The following is a 20138-nucleotide window of genomic DNA, read 5'->3' as shown; positions in this document are numbered from 1 at the left end:
GTGTCAGCCTTTCGACAGGGCCTGGACGACGCGGGAGGGGCTGGGGCGGCCGAGCCGCTCGGCCAGCCAGGTGCTGGTGGCCACGAGCTTGCCGAGGTCGAGGCCGGTCTCGATGCCCAGGCCGCGCAGCATCCAGACGAGGTCTTCGGTGGCGAGGTTGCCGGTGGCCGACTCGGCGTAGGGGCAGCCGCCGATGCCGCCCGTGGAGGCGTCGACGGTGGTGACGCCGGCCCTGAGCGCGGCCAGCGTGTTGCCGAGCGCCTGGCCGTACGTGTCGTGGAAGTGCACGGCCAGCCGGTCGGGGTCGCGGAACGCCTCGATCAGGGCGGTCACGTGACCGGGCGTGCCGACGCCGATGGTGTCGCCGAGCGACAGCTCGTGGCAGCCGAGCCCGAGCAGCCGCTCGCCGACCGCGACGACCTGCGCGATGGGCGTGTGCCCCTCCCAGGGGTCGCCGAAGCACATGGAGACGTACGCGCGCACCTTGACGCCGTGCTCCAGCGCCCTGGCGATGACCGGCTCGAACATGTCGAACTGGCTCTCCAGGCCGCGGTTGAGGTTCTTGGCGGCGAACGTCTCGGTGGCGCTGGCGAACACGGCGATCTCCTCGACACCGTGGGCCAGGGCCCGGTCGAGACCGCGCTCGTTGGGCACGAGCACCGGGTAGCGGATCCCCGGCCGCCGGTCGAGCCCGGTCAGCAGGTCCTCGGCGTCGGCCAGCTGCGGGACCCATCGCGGGTGGACGAAACTGGTCGTCTCGATCACCTTGTGCCCGGCGTCGGCGAGGCGGCCGATGAACTCCGCCTTCACCTCGACGGGGATGATCGCGGACTCGTTCTGCAGCCCGTCACGGGGCCCGACCTCGTAGACGGTGACGTGCCGGGGAAGACCCGCCATCGGGTACGGCACGCTCATCACGCCTCCTCGGGTGTGATCACGGCCAGGACGGCGTCCATGTCGACCGGCTGGCCCGCCTGCGCGCGCAGCTCGGCGACCAGGCCGTCAAGGGGGGCCGTCACTGTGTGCTCCATCTTCATGGCCTCCACGATCAGCAGCGGCTGGCCCGCGCCGACCCGCTCGCCCTGCTGGGCCTTCACCACCAGGACGGTGCCCGGCATCGGGCTCCTGACCACGCCGTCGCCGGCCCCGGCCGCGCCGGGCCGGTCGCCCGGGTCGCCGATGCGGTGGCGGGTGACGGCCCAGGCCGCGCCGCCCCTGCCGAGCCAGAGCGTGTCGCCGTGGCGGACGTGGGCGTAGTGCTCGGCACGGCCGCCGAGAGTGACGGTCAGCGTGTCGCCGTCGCGCCTGATCCGGGCCGGGACGCCCCGCCCGCCGCCGGCGCCCTCCGGAACGACCCCCTCGGCGTCCGCGCCGGACGAGCCGGGGACGCCGGGCAGGTCGTGGGGACGTACTTCGGCCGCCCGCTCCGGCAGGCCGCGGACCTGGACGGCGTGCAGCCCGCCGCGGGCCTCCAGCCGCCAGGTCGTCCAGGCGGGCCGGCCGACCCGCCAGCCGTCGGTGGCGTCCCACGGATCACCGCCCTGCGGCCTGGCGTGGAAGACGAGCGCGGCGGCGGCCAGCACCTCGGCGGGCACTCCGGCCGACGGCAGCAGGTCGGGCAGGATCCGCTCGACCAGCCCGGTGTCGAGCCGGCCCGCCCGGACCGCCGGGTGCGTGACCAGGGCGCGCAGGAACGGGATGTTGGTGGTGACGCCGAGGATCACGGTCTCGCCGAGCGCCCGGTCGAGCCGCCGCAGCGCGGCCTCCCGGTCGGGTGCCCAGGCCACGACCTTGGCCAGCATCGGGTCGAACTCACTGCCCACGACCCCGCCCTCCGCCAGCCCGGAGTCGACCCGGACCTCCTCGGGCTCGCGCAGCGCGAGGACCGGGCCGCCGGTGGGCAGGAAGCCCCGGGCGGGGTCCTCGGCGTAGACGCGGGCCTCCACGGCGTGGCCGTCGAGGCGTACCTGATCCTGGGTGAGCGGCAGCGGCTCGCCGGCGGCCGCCCGGAGCTGGAGCTCGACCAGGTCGAGGCCTGTGACCAGCTCGGTGACCGGGTGCTCCACCTGGAGACGGGTGTTCATCTCCATGAAGTGGTGCTCGCCGGTCGTGCCGTCGACGATGAACTCGACCGTGCCGGCCCCGACGTAGCCCACCGCGCGGGCGGCCTCCACCGCGGCCGTGCCCATCCGGTCGCGCATCGCCGGGTCCACGAACGGGGACGGCGCCTCCTCGACGATCTTCTGGTGCCGTCGTTGCAGGCTGCACTCGCGTTCGCCCAGGTGCAGGACGTTGCCGTGGGTGTCGGCCAGCACCTGGATCTCGATGTGGCGTGGGTTCTCGACGTAGCGTTCGATCAGCAGGGTGCCGTCGCCGAACGCCGCGCGGGCCGTACGGCGGGCGGACTCCAGCGCCTCGGGCAGCTCGGCGGCGGACCTGACCAGCACCATGCCCTTGCCGCCACCTCCCGCCGACGGCTTGATCAGCGCGGGGAAGTCGGCCCAGGCGGTCAGCTCGTCGTCCGGCTCGGCGCCGCCCGGCACCACGGGGACCCCGGCGGCCGACACGGTGGCCTTGGCGCGGATCTTGTCGCCCATGGCGTCGATCGCCTCGGGCGGCGGGCCGACGAAGACCAGCCCGGCCTCGGCGCAGCGGCGGGCGAACTCGGCGTTCTCGGCGAGGAAGCCGTATCCGGGATGTACGGCCTGGGCGCCGGACTCGACGGCCGCCGCCACGATCGCCCCCATGTCCAGATATTTCGGGACCTGGAGGGCTATGTCGGCGTCGAGAACGTGGCGCGCGCCCGCGTCCGACGCGGTGTGGACGGCCACCGAGGTGACGCCGAGCCGGCGCAGCGTGCGAATGATCCGGACCGCGATCTCACCCCGGTTGGCGATGAGCACCCGGTCGAACATGTGCGGCGAAGGAGTCATGCGATCAGATCCTGAAGACGCCGTAGGCGACGGGGTCGAGCGGGGCGTTGGCCGCCGCGGAGAGGGCCAGGCCGAGGACGGTGCGGGTGTCGAGGGGATCGATCACGCCGTCGTCCCAGAGCCTGGCGGTGGAGTAGTAGGGGTTGCCCTGGTGCTCGTACTGGGCCCGGATCGCGTCGGCGTCGGCGTCGCCCACGGTGGTGAGCACGTTGGCGGCCTGTTCGCCGCCCATGACCGAGATGCGGGCGTTGGGCCACATCCACAGGAACCGGGGCGAGTAGGCGCGCCCGGCCATGGCGTAGTTGCCCGCGCCGAACGACCCGCCGATCACCACGGTGAACTTCGGCACCCGCGCGCACGAGACCGCCGTGACCATCTTGGCGCCGTGCTTGGCGATGCCACCCGCCTCGTACGCCTTGCCGACCATGAACCCGCTGATGTTCTGCAGGAACACCAGCGGGATCTTCCGCTGGTCGCACAGCTCGATGAAGTGGGCCCCCTTCATCGCCGACTCGCTGAACAGGATGCCGTTGTTGGCGACGATCCCGACCGGGTGGCCGTGCAGGTGGGCGAAGCCGGTGACCAGCGTGGCGCCGTACTCGGCCTTGAACTCCAGGAACCGCGACCCGTCGACGAGCCGGGCGATGACCTCGCGCACGTCGTAGGGCTGGCGGGTGTCGGCGGGCACGATGCCGTAGAGGTCGCGCGGGTCGTACGCGGGCTCCTCCGGCGGGAGGGTGTGCCACGGCCGCTCGGCCCGGGGCGCCAGCGTGGAGACGATGTCGCGGACGATGGCCAGCGCGTGGGCGTCGTCCTCGGCCAGGTGGTCGGTGACGCCGCTGACCCGGGAGTGCAGGTCGCCGCCGCCCAGCTCCTCGGCCGTGACCTCCTCGCCGGTGGCGGCCTTCACCAGCGGCGGGCCGCCGAGGAAGATCGTGCCCTGGCCGCGCACGATGACCGCCTCGTCGCTCATGGCCGGCACGTACGCGCCGCCGGCCGTACAGGATCCGAGGACGGCGGCGATCTGCGGGATGCCCCGCGCGGACATCGTGGCCTGGTTGTAGAAGATCCGGCCGAAGTGCTCGCGGTCGGGGAAGACCTCGTCCTGCCGGGGCAGGAACGCGCCGCCGGAGTCGACGAGGTAGACGCACGGCAGCCGGTTGTGCAGCGCCACCTCCTGCGCGCGCAGGTGCTTCTTGACGGTGATCGGGTAGTAGGTGCCGCCCTTGACGGTGGCGTCGTTGGCCACGATCACGCACTCACGCCCGGCGACCCGGCCGACGCCGGTGATGATGCCGGCGGCGGGCGCCTGGTCGTCGTAGAGACCGCCGGCCGCGAGCGGGGACAGCTCCAGGAAGCGGGAGCCGGGGTCGAGCAGGCCGTCGACGCGGTCACGCGGCAGCAGCTTGCCCCGCTCGACGTGCCGCCGCCGCGACCGCTCGGGACCGCCCAGGGCCGCCACGGTGAGCCGCTCCAGCAACTCGGCGGCCAGCCGCTCGTTGAGCTCGGCGTTGCGCTTGAAGAGCTCGCCGCCGGAGTCGGCGGACGACTTCAGCACCGGCCAATCGCTCATGACTCCCCTTTCGTCATGTGCGAGATGTTAGTCATCATTAACGAAACCGTCTAGCATGTGAGACGTGACGACTGCCCGGACACCTACCCGCAATCGCGGCAACCGGCGCACCGAAATCCTCGACGCCGCCGCGAGACTGTTCGCCGCCCGCGGCTTCCACGGCGTCTCGATCGAGGACATCGGAGGGGCGGTCGGCGTCTCCGGCCCCGCGCTCTACCGGCACTTCAGCGGCAAGGAGGCACTGCTCGCCGAGATGCTGCTCGGCATCAGCTCGCGGCTGCGCGAGTCGGCGGTCGCCGTCGTGACCGCGTCCGGCGGGCCGGGCGAGACGCTCGACGCGCTGCTCGACACGCAGATCACGTTCGCTCTGGAGCAGCCCGCGCTGATCACCGTGCACGACCGCGAGCTGGGCAACGTGCCCGAGCCCGCGCGGCGGCAGATCAGGAGGCTGCAGCGGCTCTACGTCGAGGAGTGGGTGACCGTGCTGGCCGAGCTGCACCCGTCGTGCCCGGCGGCGCGGCTGCGCGCGGCCACGCACGCCGTCTTCGGCCTGCTCAACTCCACCCCGCACAGCGCCGGCGAGCTGCCGCCCGAGGCCATGCGGCCCCTGCTGCGCGCGATGGCGCGGGCCGCCGTCGACGCCGCGGTTAACGCCCGCTAACACTCTCCCCATCCACCGAAAACGCCTTGCTGGCTCAACTATCTAGATATATCGTCAAGGTATCTCGATAGTTGGAGGTGTTGTTCATGCACGCTTGGGACGATCATCCGGGCTTCCCGCCGACCCCCCACGGCGCGACCGTTCCGCCGGCGCCCTTCCCTCCCGTGCCGCCCATGCCCCTCGTGCCGCCTCTCCCCCCTGCGGCCTGGGAGGGCGACGCGCCCCGGGTCCGGCGAGGCGACGTGCGGGCGGCGCTGCTGATCCTGCTCGCCGAGGAGCCGAAGAACGGCTACCAGATGATCCAGGACATCGAGGCCCGCAGCCGCGGCGTGTGGCGGCCGAGCCCCGGCTCGGTCTATCCCGCGCTCCAGCAGTTGGAGGACGAGGGGCTGGTGACCGGCGACGAGTCCGGCGGCACCCGCACCTACCGGCTGACCGAGCAGGGCCGCGCGCAGGCCGAGCGGCAGCTCGACGCCGAGGCCCCCTGGGACGAGGTGGCCCGCACGATCCCCGAGGACCGCCACGAACTGCGCCTGCTGTGGGCCCAGCTCAACGAGGCGTTCATCCATCTGACACGCACGGCCAACGACCGCCAGGTCGTCGCGGCCAAGCAGTTGCTCAGGCAGACACGCAGATCCGTTTTCCAGATCCTGGCGGAGGACTGATGGCCGACCAGACGGCGGTGGCCGTACGCAAGTTGTCCAAGACCTACGGAAAGGTGGAGGCCGTCAAGGGCGTCGACTTCGAGGTGCCGCCCGGCGAGGTGTTCGGCTTCCTCGGCCCCAACGGCGCCGGCAAGACCACCACGATCAGCATGCTGTGCACGCTGGTCAACCCCACGGGCGGCAGCGCCACCGTCGCCGGCTACGACGTCGTCCGCCAGCGCGACGACGTGCGCCGCAACATCGGCCTGGTCTTCCAGGACCCGACCCTCGACGGCTACCTGAGCGCCGAGCAGAACCTGCGCTTCCACGCGGAGCTGTACGGCGTGCCGAAGAGCGTCGTAGGCGACCGGATCCGACAGGTCATGGAGATGGTCGCGCTCTGGGACCGCAAGGACGCCAAGGTCATGACGTTCTCCGGCGGCATGAAGCGGCGCCTGGAGATCGCCCGCGGCCTGCTCCACTCACCCCGGGTGCTGTTCCTGGACGAGCCGACCGTCGGGCTCGACCCGCAGACCCGCTCGGCCATCTGGGGCTACATCAACCAGTTGCGGCGCATGGAGGACATCACGATCTTCATGACCACGCACTACATGGACGAGGCCGAGTACTGCGACCGGATCGCGATCATCGACCACGGCGAGATCGTCGTCATCGACTCGCCGGAGGCACTGAAGGCCAGCGTCGGCAAGGACCGGGTGCAGATCCATACCGGTGACGACGCGCGCGCGATCGAGGCGCTCCGGGAGAGGTTCGACCTCGACGCGGCCGTGCACGAGGGCGCGGTGACGTTCGCCGTGGCCTCGGGCGAGGAGTTCGTGCCCCGGCTGTTCGCCGAGCTCGGCATGCCGATCACCTCGGTCAGCGTCTCGCGGCCCTCGCTCGACGACGTGTTCATGTCCTACACCGGCTCCACCATCCGCGACGCCGAGTCCGGCGCCGACACGATGGCGTGGATGCGCACGATGGCGAGGCGATGACGATGGCGACAGAGGCGATCTCCGTCCGGACGCCCGCGCGCGGCGCGGGCCATGACCTCCGGGCGATCAAGGTAGTGCTCCATCGCGAGATGCTGCGCTTCGTCAACGACCGGACACGCATGCTGTCGATGCTGCTGCAGCCGGTGCTCTGGCTCTTCGTCATGGGCACCGGGCTGGGCTCGCTGGTGCAGGGCTCGATCCCGGGCGTCGACTTCCGTACGTTCATGTATCCCGGAATGATCTCGATGACCGTGATCATGACCGGCATGTTCTCCGCCGGCTCGATCGTGTGGGATCGCGAGTTCGGCTTCCTGCGCGAGATGCTCGTCGCCCCCGTCTCACGAGGGGCGATCGTCGTGGGCAAGTGCCTCGGCGGCGCGCTGGTGGCCACCGGGCAGGGCGTCATCATCCTGGCCATGGCCGGGCTCGTGGGCATCCCCTACTCGCCGGCGCTGATGCTCACCCTGCTGGCCGAGATGTTCCTGGCCGCCTTCACGATCACCGCCTTCGGGGTGCTGCTGGCCGCCCGGATGAAGAACATGCAGACGTTCTTCGGGCTGATGCAGATGGCGATCATGCCGATGGTGTTCCTGTCGGGAGCGATGTTCCCGCTGGCCAACCTGCCGTCGTGGCTGCACTTCCTGACCGTGATCAACCCGATGACGTACGCGGTGGATCCGATGCGGCAGGCCGTCTTCTCCCACCTCGACGTCCCCGCCCAGGTGAACGCGGCGCTCAATCCCGGGGTCCAGTGGTTCGGCTACCAGGTGCCGGTGCCGCTGGAGCTCGGCCTGGTGGCGGCGCTCGGCGGGGTGCTGCTGATGTTCGCGGTCGCGCAGTTCCGCCGGGCCGAGTGAGAGTTTTTCGGAAACGGAGTGCGACGACTCGACAGCGGAGGGTAGTGTTCACGAAGTGCAACACCCCCCGAAAGGATTGAACATGCTTGACCTCCAAGTGCAGGTTCGTGACCTCCAGACCAGGGTCGCGGCTCTCGAGTCTCGTACAGTGAGTGGCGTGTCAGACATGAGCATCGCCGAACGCTTCACCGCCCTGCACGACCGCGTCAGCGACGTCGGGCAGAACATCCTCGCCAAGATCGACACCCTCGACAAGAAGATCGACATACGGATCGAAGAGGTCCGGATGGAGATGCGGGCAGGCTTCGCGCAAGTCGACCAGCGGTTCGAAGCCATGGACCAGCGGTTCGAGGCGATAGACCAGCGATTCGAGCGGGTCGACCAGCGGTTCGAGGCGATGGATCAGCGGTTCGAGCGGGTCGAAGGGAGCTTGACCGAGATCAAGGCGATGCTCGTCGGCTTGGGCGCGCAGGCGCCCGGGAGCCGGGTCAACTGAGCGGGTGAGGCCCGGAGCGGACGCGCTCCGGGCCTCGATGTCGCGGCTGGGTGGTGGTTACCGCTTGACGCGGACGTAGTCCCTGCGACTGGTGTCGCCCCAGGTGTCGTCGTCACCGCGGAAGACGAGCTTCCACCAGCCCGACTTCCAGCCCTTGACCTTGGTGTAGACCTTGCCGCTGTCGTTGGACCAGGTCGACTTCACGTACTGCCACTTGTGCGAGCCGGCCGGCTTGAAGTAGAGCCGCACCTTGCCGGAGTAGCCCTCCCAGGAGCCCTCGTCGTCGACCTGCAGCTTGCCGCGGAACTTCACGTACTTGCCGCGCTTGACCGGCTCCGGGTAGGCGTTGAACTTGATCAGGCGGGTGTCGGCCTTGTCGACCTGCACCGGCGGCGGGGTGGGCTGGACGACGCGGACCCAGTCGGGGCCGCCGGCCGAGCCGTTGATCCCCTTGGTGCCGGCGTACTCCGCGCGCCACCAGCCCGAGGTCTCGGCCGTGGTGGAGGCCCAGAAGCGGCCGTCGCGGCCGGTCACGTCACTGGCGACCCACTGCCAGCGGTCGGTTCCGGGCGCCTTGAACACGATGTTCACGCGCTGGCCGGGCAGCGAGCGCCAGCCCTCGGCCTGGAGGGCACCGGTGAAGGTGAGCTTGTCGCCCTTGTCTACCGGCTCGGGATGGGCGTCGAACCCGACGATCCTGCTGTCGCGGTCGCGGCGCTTGACGTCGACCCTGTCGGTGTCGCTGACGGAGGACCTGGCGAACGCGTCACCGCCGTACTCGGCCCGCCACCAGCCGGTGGCCTCGGCCTTCACGTGGGCGGAGAACCAGCCGTTGGCCGCGGTCGTCGACTTGGCGACGTGCCGGTAGGCGTCGGTGCCCTTGGCGCGGAAGGTGATCGTCACCGACTTGCCGCCGTAGCCCTTGCCGTCGGCGAGGAGCCGGGCGGAGACCCTGATCCGGTCGCCTCTGTCGACCAGGTCGGGGTTGGCGTCGAAGTCGACGATCTTGGTGTCGAGTGCCTTGCGGACCTCGAGCGTGCCGTTGACGGACTTCTCGCCGTCGCCGTGGGCGATGGCGAGGAAGCTCCACTGGCCGGCGTTCGCGGCCTCGAAGGTCTTCGTGCCGGTCCACTTGGTCCACTGGCCGAACGGCTTCGGCGTCAGCGCGACCTGGCCGCCGACGCTCGCGCCGGGCGGCTTGAGCTGGAGCTCGGCCTTGCCTGCGTCCTTCGTGGTGAACGAGAACGTCGCCGTCACCGGCTTGTCGAAGACGACGATCGGCGATGCGGGACTGACGGCTACGGGGGAGATGGTCGGCGCTTTGGCCGTGGCCGACGCGGGTGTCGCCAGGACGAGTGTCCCGGCGCCCATCGCCAGCACGAGGGCGGCCGCGCGCATGCGTCGTAACATGCGGGTTCCTTTCTGGAGACCCAGTGGTTTCAACGCGGCATTGAGGGTGCCACGCGTATCTATCTCAGTAGACGTATAAATCGCGCTAATGGTTTAGAAATCTGACAAGCTGTTATTGATCGCTGTCAATAGGATCGGTCCAATTTACCGGTGACCTCGGACCGGCAGACATGGACCGCTCCAGGGAGACATAATCGGTTTTGTGGCGCGCGACACTGTTGAGACTCACTTCACCCAGGCCGTTGCGACGCTCAAGGCGGGCGCGGCCCGAGATCCCGGGCAGCCCCTTCGCGAGGGCGGTCCGCTGACCGGCGAGCAGTGCCGCAGGCTGTTCCAGCGCCAGCTCGACAGCCGCATCCTCGACATCGCGGCCCGCTGGCTCCGCGAGCAGCAGCAGGGGCACTACACGATCGGCTCGGCCGGGCACGAGGGCAACGCGGCCGTGGCCGCCGCCCTCCGGCCGGACGACCCGGCGCTGCTGCACTACCGTTCGGGCGCCTTCTACCTGACCCGGTCCGAGCAGGCCGGGCGCCTGCCCGAGCAGGGCATCCGCGACGTCCTGCTGGGGCTGACCGCCTCGTCCGAGGAGCCGATCGCGGGCGGCCGGCACAAGGTGTTCGGCCATCCCGACCTGGCGATCATTCCGCAGACCTCGACGATCGCCAGCCACCTGCCCCGCGCCGTCGGCGTGGCCTTCGCCATCGAGCGGGCCCGCGCGCTCGGCGTCCCCGCGGCCTGGCCGGGCGACGCGATCGCCGTGTGCAGCTTCGGTGACGCCTCGGTCAACCACGCGACCGCGCTGGCCGGCTTCAACACCGCCGCCTACGCCACCCACCAGGGCCAGGCGATGCCGATCCTGTTCGTGTGCGAGGACAACGGCCTCGGCATCAGCGTGCGCACGCCCAAGGGCTGGGTGGAGGCGGCGGCACGGCGTCCCGGCATCGCCTACTTCTCCGGCGACGGCTGCGACCTGGCCGACGCGTACGACGCGGCGACGCGGGCGGTCCATCACGTGCGCACCCACCGCTCCCCCGCGTTCCTGCACCTGAGCATGGTCCGGCTGATGGGCCACGCCGGCTCCGACGTCGAGGCCGCCTACCGCGGCCAGCGGGAGATCCGCGCCGACCTCGAACGCGACCCGCTCATCGCCTCCGCCCGCCTGCTCGTCGAGGCCGGCCTGATCACGCCTGACGAGTTGCTCAGGAGATACGAGCTGTCGCGCGAGCACGTGCTGCGCATCGCCCTGGAGACCACCCGCACCCCACGGCTGGGGTCGGCCAAGGAGGTCATGGAGCCGCTGGCGCCGCGCCGCGCCGACATGATCGCCAAGATCAGCCCGGTGGCCGCCGAGAGCACGGTCAGGGAGCGGGCGTTCGCCGGGGCGCTGCCCGAGGCGGAGCGGCCGTTGACGCTGTCCCAGTCGATCAACCGTACGCTGGCCGACGCGCTCGCCGTCTACCCCGAGATGATGGTCTTCGGCGAGGACGTCGGCCGTAAGGGCGGCGTCTACGGCGTGACCCGGGGCCTGCAGAAACGCTTCGGCGGCGGCCGGGTCTTCGACACGCTCCTCGACGAGCAGACCGTCCTCGGGCTGGCGCTGGGCGGCGGGGTGTCCGGGCTGCTGCCGGTGCCCGAGATCCAGTACCTCGCCTACCTGCACAACGCGCTCGACCAGATCCGTGGCGAGGCCGCGACGCTGTCGTTCTTCTCCCAGGGCTCGTACGTCAACCCGCTGGTGGTCCGGGTCGCCGGCTACGGCTACCAGAAGGGGTTCGGCGGCCACTTCCACAACGACAACGCGGTCGGCGCGCTGCGCGACATCCCCGGCCTGGTCATCGCCTCGCCGTCGCGCCCCGACGACGCGTCGGCCATGCTGCGCACCTGCCTGGCCGCCGCCCGCACCGAGGGGTCGGTGTGCGTGTTCCTGGAGCCGATCGCGCTCTACCACACGCGTGACCTGTTCGACGAGGGCGACGGCGGCTGGCTGGCGCCGTACGCCCCGCCGGCGCGGTGGCGGGAGACCCATGTGCCGATCGGCCGCGCCCGCTCCTATGGCGACGGCCGCGACCTGACGATCGTGACGTTCGGCAACGGGCTGCGGATGAGCCTGCGGGCCGCGGTCCGGTTGACGCAGGAGGGCCACAGTTGCCGGGTCCTCGACCTGCGCTGGCTGGCGCCGCTCCCGGTCGACGATCTGCTGCGGGCGGCCGAGCTGACCGGCAAGGTGCTGATCGCCGACGAGACCCGCCACACCGGTGGCGTCTCGGAGGGCATCGTGGCCGAGCTCGTCGACGCCGGCTTCACCGGGCAGATCGCGCGGGTGACGTCGGCCGACAGTTTCATTCCGCTGGGGGCCGCCGCCGATCACGTGCTGCTGTCGGAGGAGGAGATCGAACAGGCCGCTCGCAAGCTACTCGGCTGATTATGCGACTTGTCGCATAATGACTGCATCTGTTAACAAAGCCGAAACGCTGGTAGTTTAGGGAGCGCTCCCAATAGATCTTGGGCGAGGTGCATCGTGACCGATTTGCCCACGCTCGCACAGGTGGCAGCGGCAGCCGGTGTATCCCCGGCGACCGCCTCTCGCGTATTGACTGGCACCGTCAGGGTCAGCACCTCGACCCGCCGCCAGGTCTACGAGGCGATGTCACGTCTGGGCTACGTGCGCCACCGGGCGCCCCGGGGCGCCCCCGCCAGGCGGACGACCGGCGGCGTGGCCGTGGTGATCTGTGACCACCTCCACCGGCTGTTCTCCGACCCCTACTACGCGCGGTTCCTGTCGGCCGCTGGAGAGGTGCTGGCGGAGCACGGCGTGCCGCTCATGGTGACGACGGTGCCTCCGGCCGGCCCCGGCGCCATGCCCGCGCTGGCCGGGGCCGCCGACGGGGTGCTGCTGATCGGCGCGCGGGAGCGGCATCCGCTGGCCATCACGCTGTCCACCTCGGGCATCGCCGTACGCGGCATCGGCCGCCCGCCCGACGACGTGAAGCTGCCGTACGCCGACGTCGACAACCACGACGGCGCCCGGCAGGCGGCTGAGCATCTGCTGCTCGGCGGGCGCCGGGCGGTGGCCATGATCGCCGGGCCGCCGCCGCTGCCCGCCGCGCAGGACCGGCTCGAAGGGTTCGTCCACATGCTCCGGCGGGCCGGGATCGGCGACGTGCCCGTGGCGTACGGCGACTTCAGCATGCCGTCGGGCACGCACGCGATGCAGTGGCTGCTGCGGCGCGCGCCCGCGCTCGACGCGGTGTTCGCGGCGTCCGACCTGATGGCGGCCGGGGCGATCCACGCGCTGAGACGGGCCGGGCGCAGGGTGCCGGACGACGTGGCGGTGATCGGGTTCGACGACGCGCCGGTGGCGCGGCGGACCGTGCCGGCGCTGACGACCGTCCGCCAGCCCGTGGAGGAGCTCGCCGCGCTGGCCACCCGGCTGCTGCTGGCGGGCACCTCCTCGGTCAACCCCGTCCTGCCCGCGGAGCTGATCGTCCGTGAATCAGCATGAGCCGGGCGATGTCCTGGCCCGCCGGTACGTGCTGCTCGACCTCATCGCCGCGGGCGGCACGTCGGTGCTGTGGCGGGCCCGCGACCGGTCCCTGGACCGGCTCGTCGCGGTGAAGGTGCTGCAGGACCAGCGCGAGCTGGCCCGCAAGGAGGCCAGGACGACGGCCCGGCTGTCCCATCCCGACGCGATCGAGGTCTACGACTACGGCGAGACGGTGACGGCGCGGGGCCGCGTGGCGGCCTTCGTGGTGCTGCGGCTGCTCGACGGGGAGCCGCTGGCGGAACGGCTGACGCGCGGGCCGCTGCCCTGGACCGAGGCCGCCGGCACGACCGCCCGGATCGCCCGCGTGCTGGAGGCGGCGCACGCGCAGGGCATCGTGCACCGGGACGTCTCGGCGGAGAACGTGCTGCTGACCGAGGGCGGGCCGAAGCTCCTGGACTTCGGGATCGCAGCGCTGGCCGGGGATCCCGACGACGAGCGCGGCACGCCGCCGTACGTCGCGCCGGAGCGGCTCACAGGCGCCCCGGCCCATCCGGCGGTCGACGTGTACGCCCTGGGCGTGCTGTTCTTCCAGATGCTCACCGGCGCGACCCCGTACCCGGAGACCACCTGGGAGCAGTTGGAGACGGCGAGCAGAGCCGGGCCCTGCCCTCGGCCGCCGGGCGTGCCGGGTGACCTGGCGGAGCTCTGTCAGCGCTGCCTCGACCCGGCGCCCTCGCGGCGGCCCAGCGCCCGCGAGGTGGCCGACCAGCTCGGGCAGACGCTGGGCCGGACCAGGTTCCGGCACCGGGTGCGGCACGGCCTGGCGCTGATGGCGCTGGGCACGGTGGCGGCGACGATGCTGTGGGCCGGGCCGGTCGGCGACCAGGGGCGCCCGGCGGGCCCGGCGTCGCTGCCCGAGCCGCGACGCACGGCCGCCGAGCTCCCCTCCTCGGCGCCCCTGGCCTCGCCCGCGCCGCTGCTCTCGTCCACGCCTCTGGCCTCGCCGGCGCCGCTCGCCTCGTCCACGCCCTTCGCCTCGCCGGCGCCGCTGGCATCGTCCACGCCGCGGAACACCCTCGCGGCGAGCGCCGTCCCCGAGGTGCTCGACCGGTTCCGCGTCCAGCTGGCGGAGGCGGCGCGGGCTCAGCGGATCAGGTCGGACGTGGCGCTGGACCTGCGCCAGACGCTGGCGAACGGCACCACCCCCCAAGGGGTCGCCGACCTGCGGCGAAAGCTCGACGACCGGTTGCGGGAAGGGGCCGTCGAGCTTCGCCTGCACGGCGAGCTCGACGCGTTGCTGGCCGAGCTCGCCGTGGTCGTCCGGAGCTGAGTACGTCCGGACCTGAGTCATCCCGAACCGAGACGTCCGGAACCCGGGCATCCCGAACCGGGACGCCCGGAACCCGGGCATCCCGAACCGGGTCGTCCCGAACTGAGCGGACGTACGGCTACGGTGTGCGGGCGCACGATACGGCGGGTGCCGGGTTCGTGCCGGTCCAGGTGCCGAGGAAGCCGAACGTGGTGCTCGCGCCGGGTGCCAGAGCGCCGTTGTAGGTCTCGCTGGTGACCGTGTAGGGGCTGGCCGTCTGGCTGGTCCGGCCGTTCCAGACCTGGGTGACGGTCTGGCCGCCGCCGAACGTCAGCGTCACCCGCCAGCCGGTCGTGGCCGTGGCGCCGGCGTTGGTCACGATGACCTGGCCCTGGAAGCCGCCGCCCCAGCTGCCCGTCTGGGTGTAGACGGCCGTGCAGCCGCCTCCGCCGCCGCCTCCGGTCGTGGTCACCGTGACCGTGTTGGACACTGCCGAGACGTTGCCCGCCGCGTCCCGCGCCCGCACCTGATACCGGTACGTCGTGTTCGCCGACAACCCCGCATCACCGAACGACGTCGAACCCGACGACCCCACCACTGCGAACGCCCCCGACGCGCCGGCACGCAGCACGTCATAACCCACCACGCCCACATTGTCCGACGACGCCGACCACGACAGACCCACCCCACTCGCCGTCACCCCCGAGGCGGCCAGACCGCCCGGCGCGCTCGGCGGGGTGGTGTCGCCCGGGACTCCGCCGGTGCTGTAGCCGAAGGTGTCGACGGCGAGACCGACGCCGCCGACCCATGGCTCGAACCCGGCCTGGACACTGGTCAGGTACCAGGACCGCTGGGCGTAGCCGCGGCTGACGGCGTCGCCGTAGAAGGTGTCCACGGCGAAGTCGATCGTGGTGGCGGGCGCGGTCCGGACGTAGGAGACGACGTTCCAGCCGATGTTGCCGAACCACACGTCCCACGTGCCGCCCGCCAGGTTGACCGTGGCCACCCGCGAGCCGACGGGCTGGACCGAGCCGGTGCGGTGCAACCAGATCATCAGCTCCGCGCCGGTGTTCTGCCCGTCGGTGCGGGGCGTGGGGTCGAACCACAGGTCGTAGGCGGCGTCGTACACGCCGGAGCTCGGATACCTGAAGGTCACGTTGGTCCGCACGCCGGCGAACCGGGCGTCGCTCGCCTGCATCGGCAGGCCGCTGCCGGTGGAGCAGACCGCGTAGTGGCAGCCCGCGAAGACGCTCGGGTAGGAGCCGGGGGCGCCGTTCTGCGGCTTGTCGTGCACGGCCTGCGTCACCGTGAAGCCGGTGTCGGTGACGTCGATGCACTGGGTGGTGTCGTCGCCCCAGTTGTTGTTCTGGACGACGTACCTGCCGCCCTGGATGGTGGTCGAGCCCCACTTCTCGCAGATCACGACGTCGGCGTGGGCCGGGCCGGTGAGCATCGCCGTGGCGGCGGCGAGAGTGGCGAGCGCGGCCAGGATGCGCGCGATCATGACGTCCCCCCTTGACAGGTGTAGCCGGATGGCACGGAGGTGTCGCCGCCCGGGCGGGCGGCCTGGAAGCCGAAGCCGGCGGTGGCGTTCGGCGCGATAGTCCCGTTGTAGGAGAGGTTGCGGGCGGTGACGGTCTGCCCGCTCACCGACACGGCGGCGTTCCACGAGCCGGTGATGGTGTGGCCGGCGGGGAGCGTGAAGGTCACGGTCCAGCCGTTGATCGCCGAGCCGCCCGTGTTGGTCACGGTCACCGGCTGCACCACGTAGCCGTTGCCCCACCGGCTCTGTACGGTCGCCACGGCCGTGCAGCCGCCTCCGCCGCCGCCTCCGGTCGTGGTCACCGTGACCGTGTTGGACACCGCCGAGACGTTGCCCGCCGCGTCCCGCGCCCGCACCTGATACCGGTACGTCGTGTTCGCCGACAACCCCGCATCACCGAACGACGTCGAACCCGACGACCCCACCACTGCGAACGCCCCCGACGCGCCGGCACGCAGCACGTCATAACCCACCACGCCCACATCGTCCGACGACGCCGACCACGACAGACCCACCCCACTCGCCGTCACCCCCGAGGCGGCCAGACCGCCCGGCGCGCTCGGCGGGGTGGTGTCGGAGGAGCCGCCGTAGATCGTGGCCTCACGGGCCGTCGCCCGGATGCCGTTCGCGCCGTTGAACAGCCGCTGCCCCCACGAGGTGAGGTTGGCGGCGTTGAACGAGGTGACCTGGTCGAGGTACTCGACGCCGCCGCCGTTGCCGCTCCACGACCAGCCGAGGTAGCCGATGCCCCGGCTCTGCGCCTGGGCCATGATCGTGTCCTCGTCGGGGTCGCCGTCGGAGTGCAGGTGGCCGAACTCACCGATGACCAGCGGCAACCCGGCCGTCTGGAAGGCGTCCAGGTAGGCGCTGATCTCGGCGGCCGTGTCGTAGACGCCGTACATGTGGATGGAGAAGACGGTGTTCTTCTGCGGATCGGCGTTGAACACCGTGCTCGCGTTGTCGCGCATCACGCCCTGCCAGTCCTGGCCCCAGTTGGGGGCGTCGACCATGAGCAGGTGCTGGAACCCGGCGCCCCGCATCCGGGTGATGGCGGCGGAGGTGGCCTGCGTCCAGCCGGGGGTGACCGCGTTGTTGCCGACCGGCTCGTTGCCGATATTGATCACCATGTGGTTCTCCTGGCCGGTCAGCACGCTCTGCAGCCCGATCCAGTACGTGACCGCCTGGTCCAGGGTGTAGGCGCCGCTCTGCTCGCCGTAGCCGGTGGTGTCGTGGTTCTCCAGCACGCAGATGAGCCGGTTCTGCTTGCACAGGGAGACGACATTGGCCACGTCGGAGGCCGAGTTGGCCGTCCACCTGCCGCCGCTGAGCACCACGCGGACGGTGTTGGCGCCGAGCGACTTGACCCCGGCGAAGGAACTCGTCTCGCTGGGATACCAGGTGTGCGCGTGGCTGGTGCCGCGCATGACGAAGGCGCTGCCGTTGGCCTCCAGGACGCGGGTGCCGCTGACCCGCAGGCCCACCGCGGCGGCGGCGGACTGCGGGACCAGCAACACGGCGCCCACGAGAGCGAGGAGCGCGAAGAGTCTCGTGGTCAACTGACGGTCATCCGTTCGGGAAGAGGCTGCCGTAGTCGGCGGCGGCCATGGCGATGTCGGCCTGCGCCCAGAACCGGTGGTAGCTGAAGGACGGCGCCGGGCCGGTGCCGTTCAGGTACGCCTGGACGGATCCCCAGGCGGGGTCGTTCTTGTAGAAGGACCTGATGTCGAGGAACGTCTTGCCGGAGCTGATGACGTCGCCGTTCGGCATGGTGCCGGAGTAGCCCGGAGGGACGTACAGGCCGGTGTCGGCGGCGTCGTCGTGCGGGTCGTCGAAGCGGTTGTAGTCCGCGCGGGTCTCGCTGACCGTGGCGCCCTTGGCGTCCTTGTGCGACAGGATGCCGTCGATCAGGTTCTTGGCCGCGCTCTTGGCGGTGGCGCTGCCGGACTTGGCGGCGTACCAGGTGAGCGTCCTGGCGTAGGCCGCGGCCACGCCGACGTCGTCGGTGTGGTTGACGACGGTGACGTGCAGGCCCGGGTTGGCGGCCGGGCCGCTGCCGCCGCCCGAGTAACTGGCCGACGGGGCGCCGGACCAGGTCATGTCGTTGGGGATCCGGTAGCTGTTGTTCGCGCCGAACGTGGTGTTGGCCAGCGCCCACGGCACCCACTTGTCGAGGATGGCCTTGGCCTTGGCGTCACCGGTCACGTAGTAGTACTCCGCGACCCGCTCCAGCGACCACGCCTGGAACCCGAACCACCGGTTGCTCGGCGGGTCGTGGAAGACCGGCTGGTGGTCGTAGGCCCAGCCGTGGAAGGTCGGCGTGCCGGCCGGGGGCGTCTGGTAGTCGCCGTTCCAGCTGTTGGTGGCGCCGCCCGCGATGCCGCCCTCGGCCGACTGCAGCCACAGGTAGGAGTCGAGTTGCCTGCCCAGGCTGGTCTGCCAGTCGGAGGCCGCCGTCGCCGACCGCGGACGCAGCGACGAGGGGCCGGCCGGCGACAGCACCCAGGCGGCCAGCGGGTTCTGGTAGCCCTGGTGCCAGGAGCTGGAGCCGATCCGCCACGCCCACGAGCCGCCGATGTCGCCGCCCCAGGAGTAGTACCAGGTCAGCATGTACGACGAGCTGCTCTTGCCGGTGCCCGGGGTGCAGGAGGTCGAGGTGCAGCCCGGGTTCTTGAAGTACTTGTCGTAGAAGGCGTACCTCAGGTGGTCGCCCATCTTGGCGGCCTTGGCCATGGTCGCGCTGACCTGCGACTGGTTGCCCTGGGCCGTCGCCCAGGTCAGCGCCCAGTAGGCGGCCTGCACGGCGCGGGCGTCGGCGTCGGGGGCGTTGGTGTAGCGCCACTGGTTCGCGCCGCCGCCCTGGATGAACAGCGGCGGGTAGCCGGCGCCCGGCTGCCCGAAGCGCCCGGTCTCACACGACGGATGCGGCACGGTCTCCCACACCGACTCCTGCGGTCCGCGCTGGTAGGTGTTGATGTACGTGACGCGCTTGGTGTCGTCGCCGCACTCGCTCAGGCCGCTGCCCCTGCCGGTGCCGTAGCCGTACACGTCGTCCACGTCGAGCAGCCAGTGCATGCCGTACACGAGCCGGTTGCCGTAGGTGCTCTGCAGTTCGCTGGCGAGCGGGTCCTGGCCGGCCACGACGCCGGTGTTGAGCGCGACCGGGTAGCCGCTGGGCTTGGGCCGCTCGGGCGCGTAGTCGGCCGGGTCGTTCGGGTTGTAGGTGGCGGAGCCGCCCGGCTGCCCTGCGGCGCTCGGGATGATGTACTGCTCCATCACGTTCCAGGCGTTGTTGAACGGCGTCCAGTTGCCGGTCACGCGGCCGTACTGCGCCTCCAGCCAGAGCCAGAAGCTGAACGCCTCCGAGGTGGTCTCGTGGCCGTGGTCGGGCGCCTCGACCATGAGCGTCTCGACCGAGTGGTACGGCACGCCCTCCGGTGAGAAGTAGCCGTTGGCCGGGTTCTTGAGCTTGTTGTACTGGGTGGTGAACTCGGTCAGGTAGCTGTTCTGGGGCGCGTCGTCGTCGGCTTCGGTGGCGGTGACGGTGACGCTGGTCAGGCCGGTGGAGGCGACGGTGATGGGCCGGGTGCCGTTGGTGGTGTCACTGTCCTGCGCCGCGGCGACGGTCACGTTCTGCGGGGTGTTCCAGTTGGCGGTGGTGAAGGTCAGCGACGCGCCGGAGGTGATGGTCAGGTTGGTGTCGCCGCTGCCGGCCGTGGAGGTGACGGTGACGTTCGCCGTGGGCTGCGCGGCGAGACGGACGGAGAACGGCGCGCTGGAGCCTTCGGGCACGGTCAGCGCGGTCGGGGCGACGACCAGGGCCTGCTGTGTGGAGCCGGTGACGGTGAACGACGTCGTGGGCGTGGTCGTGGTGAGCGCCGGGTTGCCGTCGTCCACGGCCCGGGCCTGCGCGGTGTGGCCGCCCGCGGCCAGGCCGGTGGCGCCGAAGGTGTAGGGCGAGGTGGTGTCGGTGCCCACGAGGACGCCGTCGACGAGGAACTCGACGCGGGCCACCGCCCCGCCGGGGTCGCTCGCGGTGGCGGCCAGCGGCACGGTGCTGCCCGACGGGTAGGAGGCGCCGGCGCTCGGGCTGGTCAGGGTCACCGTGGGCGGGGTGTTGGCGCCGGTGCCGCCGCAGGTGACGCCGTTGATGGCGAAGGTGGCGGGGTTGGTGTTGGTGGTGGTGTAGGTGCCGTTGAAGCCGATGGTCCATTGGGCTCCGGTGGCCTGGGT

15 protein-coding genes are annotated in these 20138 nt (G+C 71.3%); 8 read left to right on the top strand and 7 right to left on the bottom strand.

The genetic code is table 11. The features are described from left to right. Nucleotides 1-3: 3 nt before the first annotated feature. Genes IEY82_RS26685 through IEY82_RS26675 form a run of 3 tightly spaced genes read right to left on the bottom strand, consistent with a single transcriptional unit; the run spans nt 4 to nt 4506 of the window. Complete coding sequence (locus IEY82_RS26685) at nt 4-915, bottom strand: hydroxymethylglutaryl-CoA lyase (protein ID WP_189126978.1); 912 nt, start codon at nt 913-915, stop codon at nt 4-6. Continuing rightward, entirely contained in the window at nt 915-2933 is a 2019-nt protein-coding gene (locus IEY82_RS26680) for an acetyl/propionyl/methylcrotonyl-CoA carboxylase subunit alpha (protein WP_225263816.1), read from the bottom strand. Before IEY82_RS26680 ends, IEY82_RS26685 begins: the two co-directional genes overlap by 1 nt. Before the next feature lie 4 nt (nt 2934-2937). After that, nucleotides 2938-4506: a carboxyl transferase domain-containing protein gene (locus IEY82_RS26675; protein WP_189126977.1), complete on the bottom strand. Its 1569-nt coding sequence runs from the start codon at nt 4504-4506 to the stop codon at nt 2938-2940. A gap of 64 nt (nt 4507-4570) precedes the next feature. Here IEY82_RS26675 and IEY82_RS26670 point away from each other — a divergent pair, with 64 nt between their 5' ends. From IEY82_RS26670 to IEY82_RS26650, 5 genes are all read left to right on the top strand, one after another. Continuing rightward, nucleotides 4571-5167: an SACE_7040 family transcriptional regulator gene (locus IEY82_RS26670; RefSeq protein ID WP_189126976.1), complete on the top strand. Its 597-nt coding sequence runs from the start codon at nt 4571-4573 to the stop codon at nt 5165-5167. An 86-nt stretch (nt 5168-5253) separates the two neighbouring features. Continuing rightward, nucleotides 5254-5832 (top strand): PadR family transcriptional regulator, encoded by a 579-nt coding sequence (locus IEY82_RS26665; RefSeq protein WP_189126975.1) that lies wholly within the window; start codon nt 5254-5256, stop codon nt 5830-5832. Further along, a complete protein-coding gene (locus IEY82_RS26660; protein ID WP_189126974.1) occupies nt 5832-6809 on the top strand; it encodes an ATP-binding cassette domain-containing protein in 978 nt (325 codons plus the stop codon). Before IEY82_RS26665 ends, IEY82_RS26660 begins: the two co-directional genes overlap by 1 nt. Continuing rightward, nucleotides 6806-7666: an ABC transporter permease gene (locus IEY82_RS26655; RefSeq protein WP_189126973.1), complete on the top strand. Its 861-nt coding sequence runs from the start codon at nt 6806-6808 to the stop codon at nt 7664-7666. Before IEY82_RS26660 ends, IEY82_RS26655 begins: the two co-directional genes overlap by 4 nt. 157 nt (nt 7667-7823) lie before the next feature. Then, nucleotides 7824-8162 carry a hypothetical protein gene (locus IEY82_RS26650; protein ID WP_189126972.1) on the top strand — a complete coding sequence of 113 codons (339 nt, stop codon included), beginning with the start codon at nt 7824-7826 and terminating at the stop codon, nt 8160-8162. A gap of 57 nt (nt 8163-8219) precedes the next feature. Here IEY82_RS26650 and IEY82_RS26645 read toward each other — a convergent pair whose 3' ends face one another. Next, on the bottom strand, nt 8220-9572 hold the full coding sequence (locus tag IEY82_RS26645) for a hypothetical protein (RefSeq protein WP_189126971.1): 1353 nt from the start codon (nt 9570-9572) through the stop codon (nt 8220-8222). Between the two features lie 202 nt (nt 9573-9774). On the opposite strand from IEY82_RS26645, the gene IEY82_RS26640 reads away from it, so the two are divergent. The 3 genes from IEY82_RS26640 (at nt 9775) to IEY82_RS26630 (ending at nt 14386) form a co-directional block, all read left to right on the top strand. Continuing rightward, entirely contained in the window at nt 9775-11994 is a 2220-nt protein-coding gene (locus IEY82_RS26640; RefSeq protein WP_189126970.1) for a thiamine pyrophosphate-dependent enzyme, read from the top strand. Nucleotides 11995-12090: 96 nt separating this feature from the next. Continuing rightward, nucleotides 12091-13074 carry a LacI family DNA-binding transcriptional regulator gene (locus IEY82_RS26635; RefSeq protein ID WP_189126969.1) on the top strand — a complete coding sequence of 328 codons (984 nt, stop codon included), beginning with the start codon at nt 12091-12093 and terminating at the stop codon, nt 13072-13074. Next, a complete protein-coding gene (locus tag IEY82_RS26630; protein ID WP_189126968.1) occupies nt 13061-14386 on the top strand; it encodes a protein kinase domain-containing protein in 1326 nt (441 codons plus the stop codon). The genes IEY82_RS26635 and IEY82_RS26630 overlap by 14 nt, the downstream gene beginning before the upstream one ends. 118 nt (nt 14387-14504) lie before the next feature. Here IEY82_RS26630 and IEY82_RS26625 read toward each other — a convergent pair whose 3' ends face one another. From IEY82_RS26625 to IEY82_RS26615, 3 genes are all read right to left on the bottom strand, one after another. Continuing rightward, on the bottom strand, nt 14505-15869 hold the full coding sequence (locus IEY82_RS26625; protein WP_189126967.1) for a GH12 family glycosyl hydrolase domain-containing protein: 1365 nt from the start codon (nt 15867-15869) through the stop codon (nt 14505-14507). Next, nucleotides 15866-17464, bottom strand: coding sequence for a cellulase family glycosylhydrolase (locus tag IEY82_RS26620; RefSeq protein WP_189126966.1), 1599 nt, complete (start codon nt 17462-17464; stop codon nt 15866-15868). Before IEY82_RS26620 ends, IEY82_RS26625 begins: the two co-directional genes overlap by 4 nt. Nucleotides 17465-17471: 7 nt before the next feature. Continuing rightward, nucleotides 17472-20138 (bottom strand): glycoside hydrolase family 48 protein (locus tag IEY82_RS26615; RefSeq protein WP_189126965.1); only part of this gene is annotated, 2667 nt, incomplete at its 5' end.

Source organism: Nonomuraea cavernae (assembly GCF_014646355.1).
In the GTDB taxonomy this organism is placed as follows: domain Bacteria; phylum Actinomycetota; class Actinomycetes; order Streptosporangiales; family Streptosporangiaceae; genus Nonomuraea; species Nonomuraea cavernae.
Note: the sequence above shows the minus strand (reverse complement) of the source record. Positions and strands in the feature narration are given on the sequence as shown.

Excerpts from the sequence above, each read along its gene's own strand:
- IEY82_RS26685 (WP_189126978.1), bottom strand. The coding sequence starts at position 915 with ATGAGCGTGCCGTACCCGATGGCGGGTCTTCCCCGGCACGTCACCGTC.
- IEY82_RS26680 (WP_225263816.1), bottom strand. The coding sequence starts at position 2,933 with ATGACTCCTTCGCCGCACATGTTCGACCGGGTGCTCATCGCCAACCGG.
- IEY82_RS26675 (WP_189126977.1), bottom strand. The coding sequence starts at position 4,506 with ATGAGCGATTGGCCGGTGCTGAAGTCGTCCGCCGACTCCGGCGGCGAG.
- IEY82_RS26665 (WP_189126975.1), top strand. The coding sequence starts at position 5,254 with ATGCACGCTTGGGACGATCATCCGGGCTTCCCGCCGACCCCCCACGGC.
- IEY82_RS26660 (WP_189126974.1), top strand. The coding sequence starts at position 5,832 with ATGGCCGACCAGACGGCGGTGGCCGTACGCAAGTTGTCCAAGACCTAC.
- IEY82_RS26655 (WP_189126973.1), top strand. The coding sequence starts at position 6,806 with ATGACGATGGCGACAGAGGCGATCTCCGTCCGGACGCCCGCGCGCGGC.
- IEY82_RS26645 (WP_189126971.1), bottom strand. The coding sequence starts at position 9,572 with ATGTTACGACGCATGCGCGCGGCCGCCCTCGTGCTGGCGATGGGCGCC.
- IEY82_RS26625 (WP_189126967.1), bottom strand. The coding sequence starts at position 15,869 with ATGATCGCGCGCATCCTGGCCGCGCTCGCCACTCTCGCCGCCGCCACG.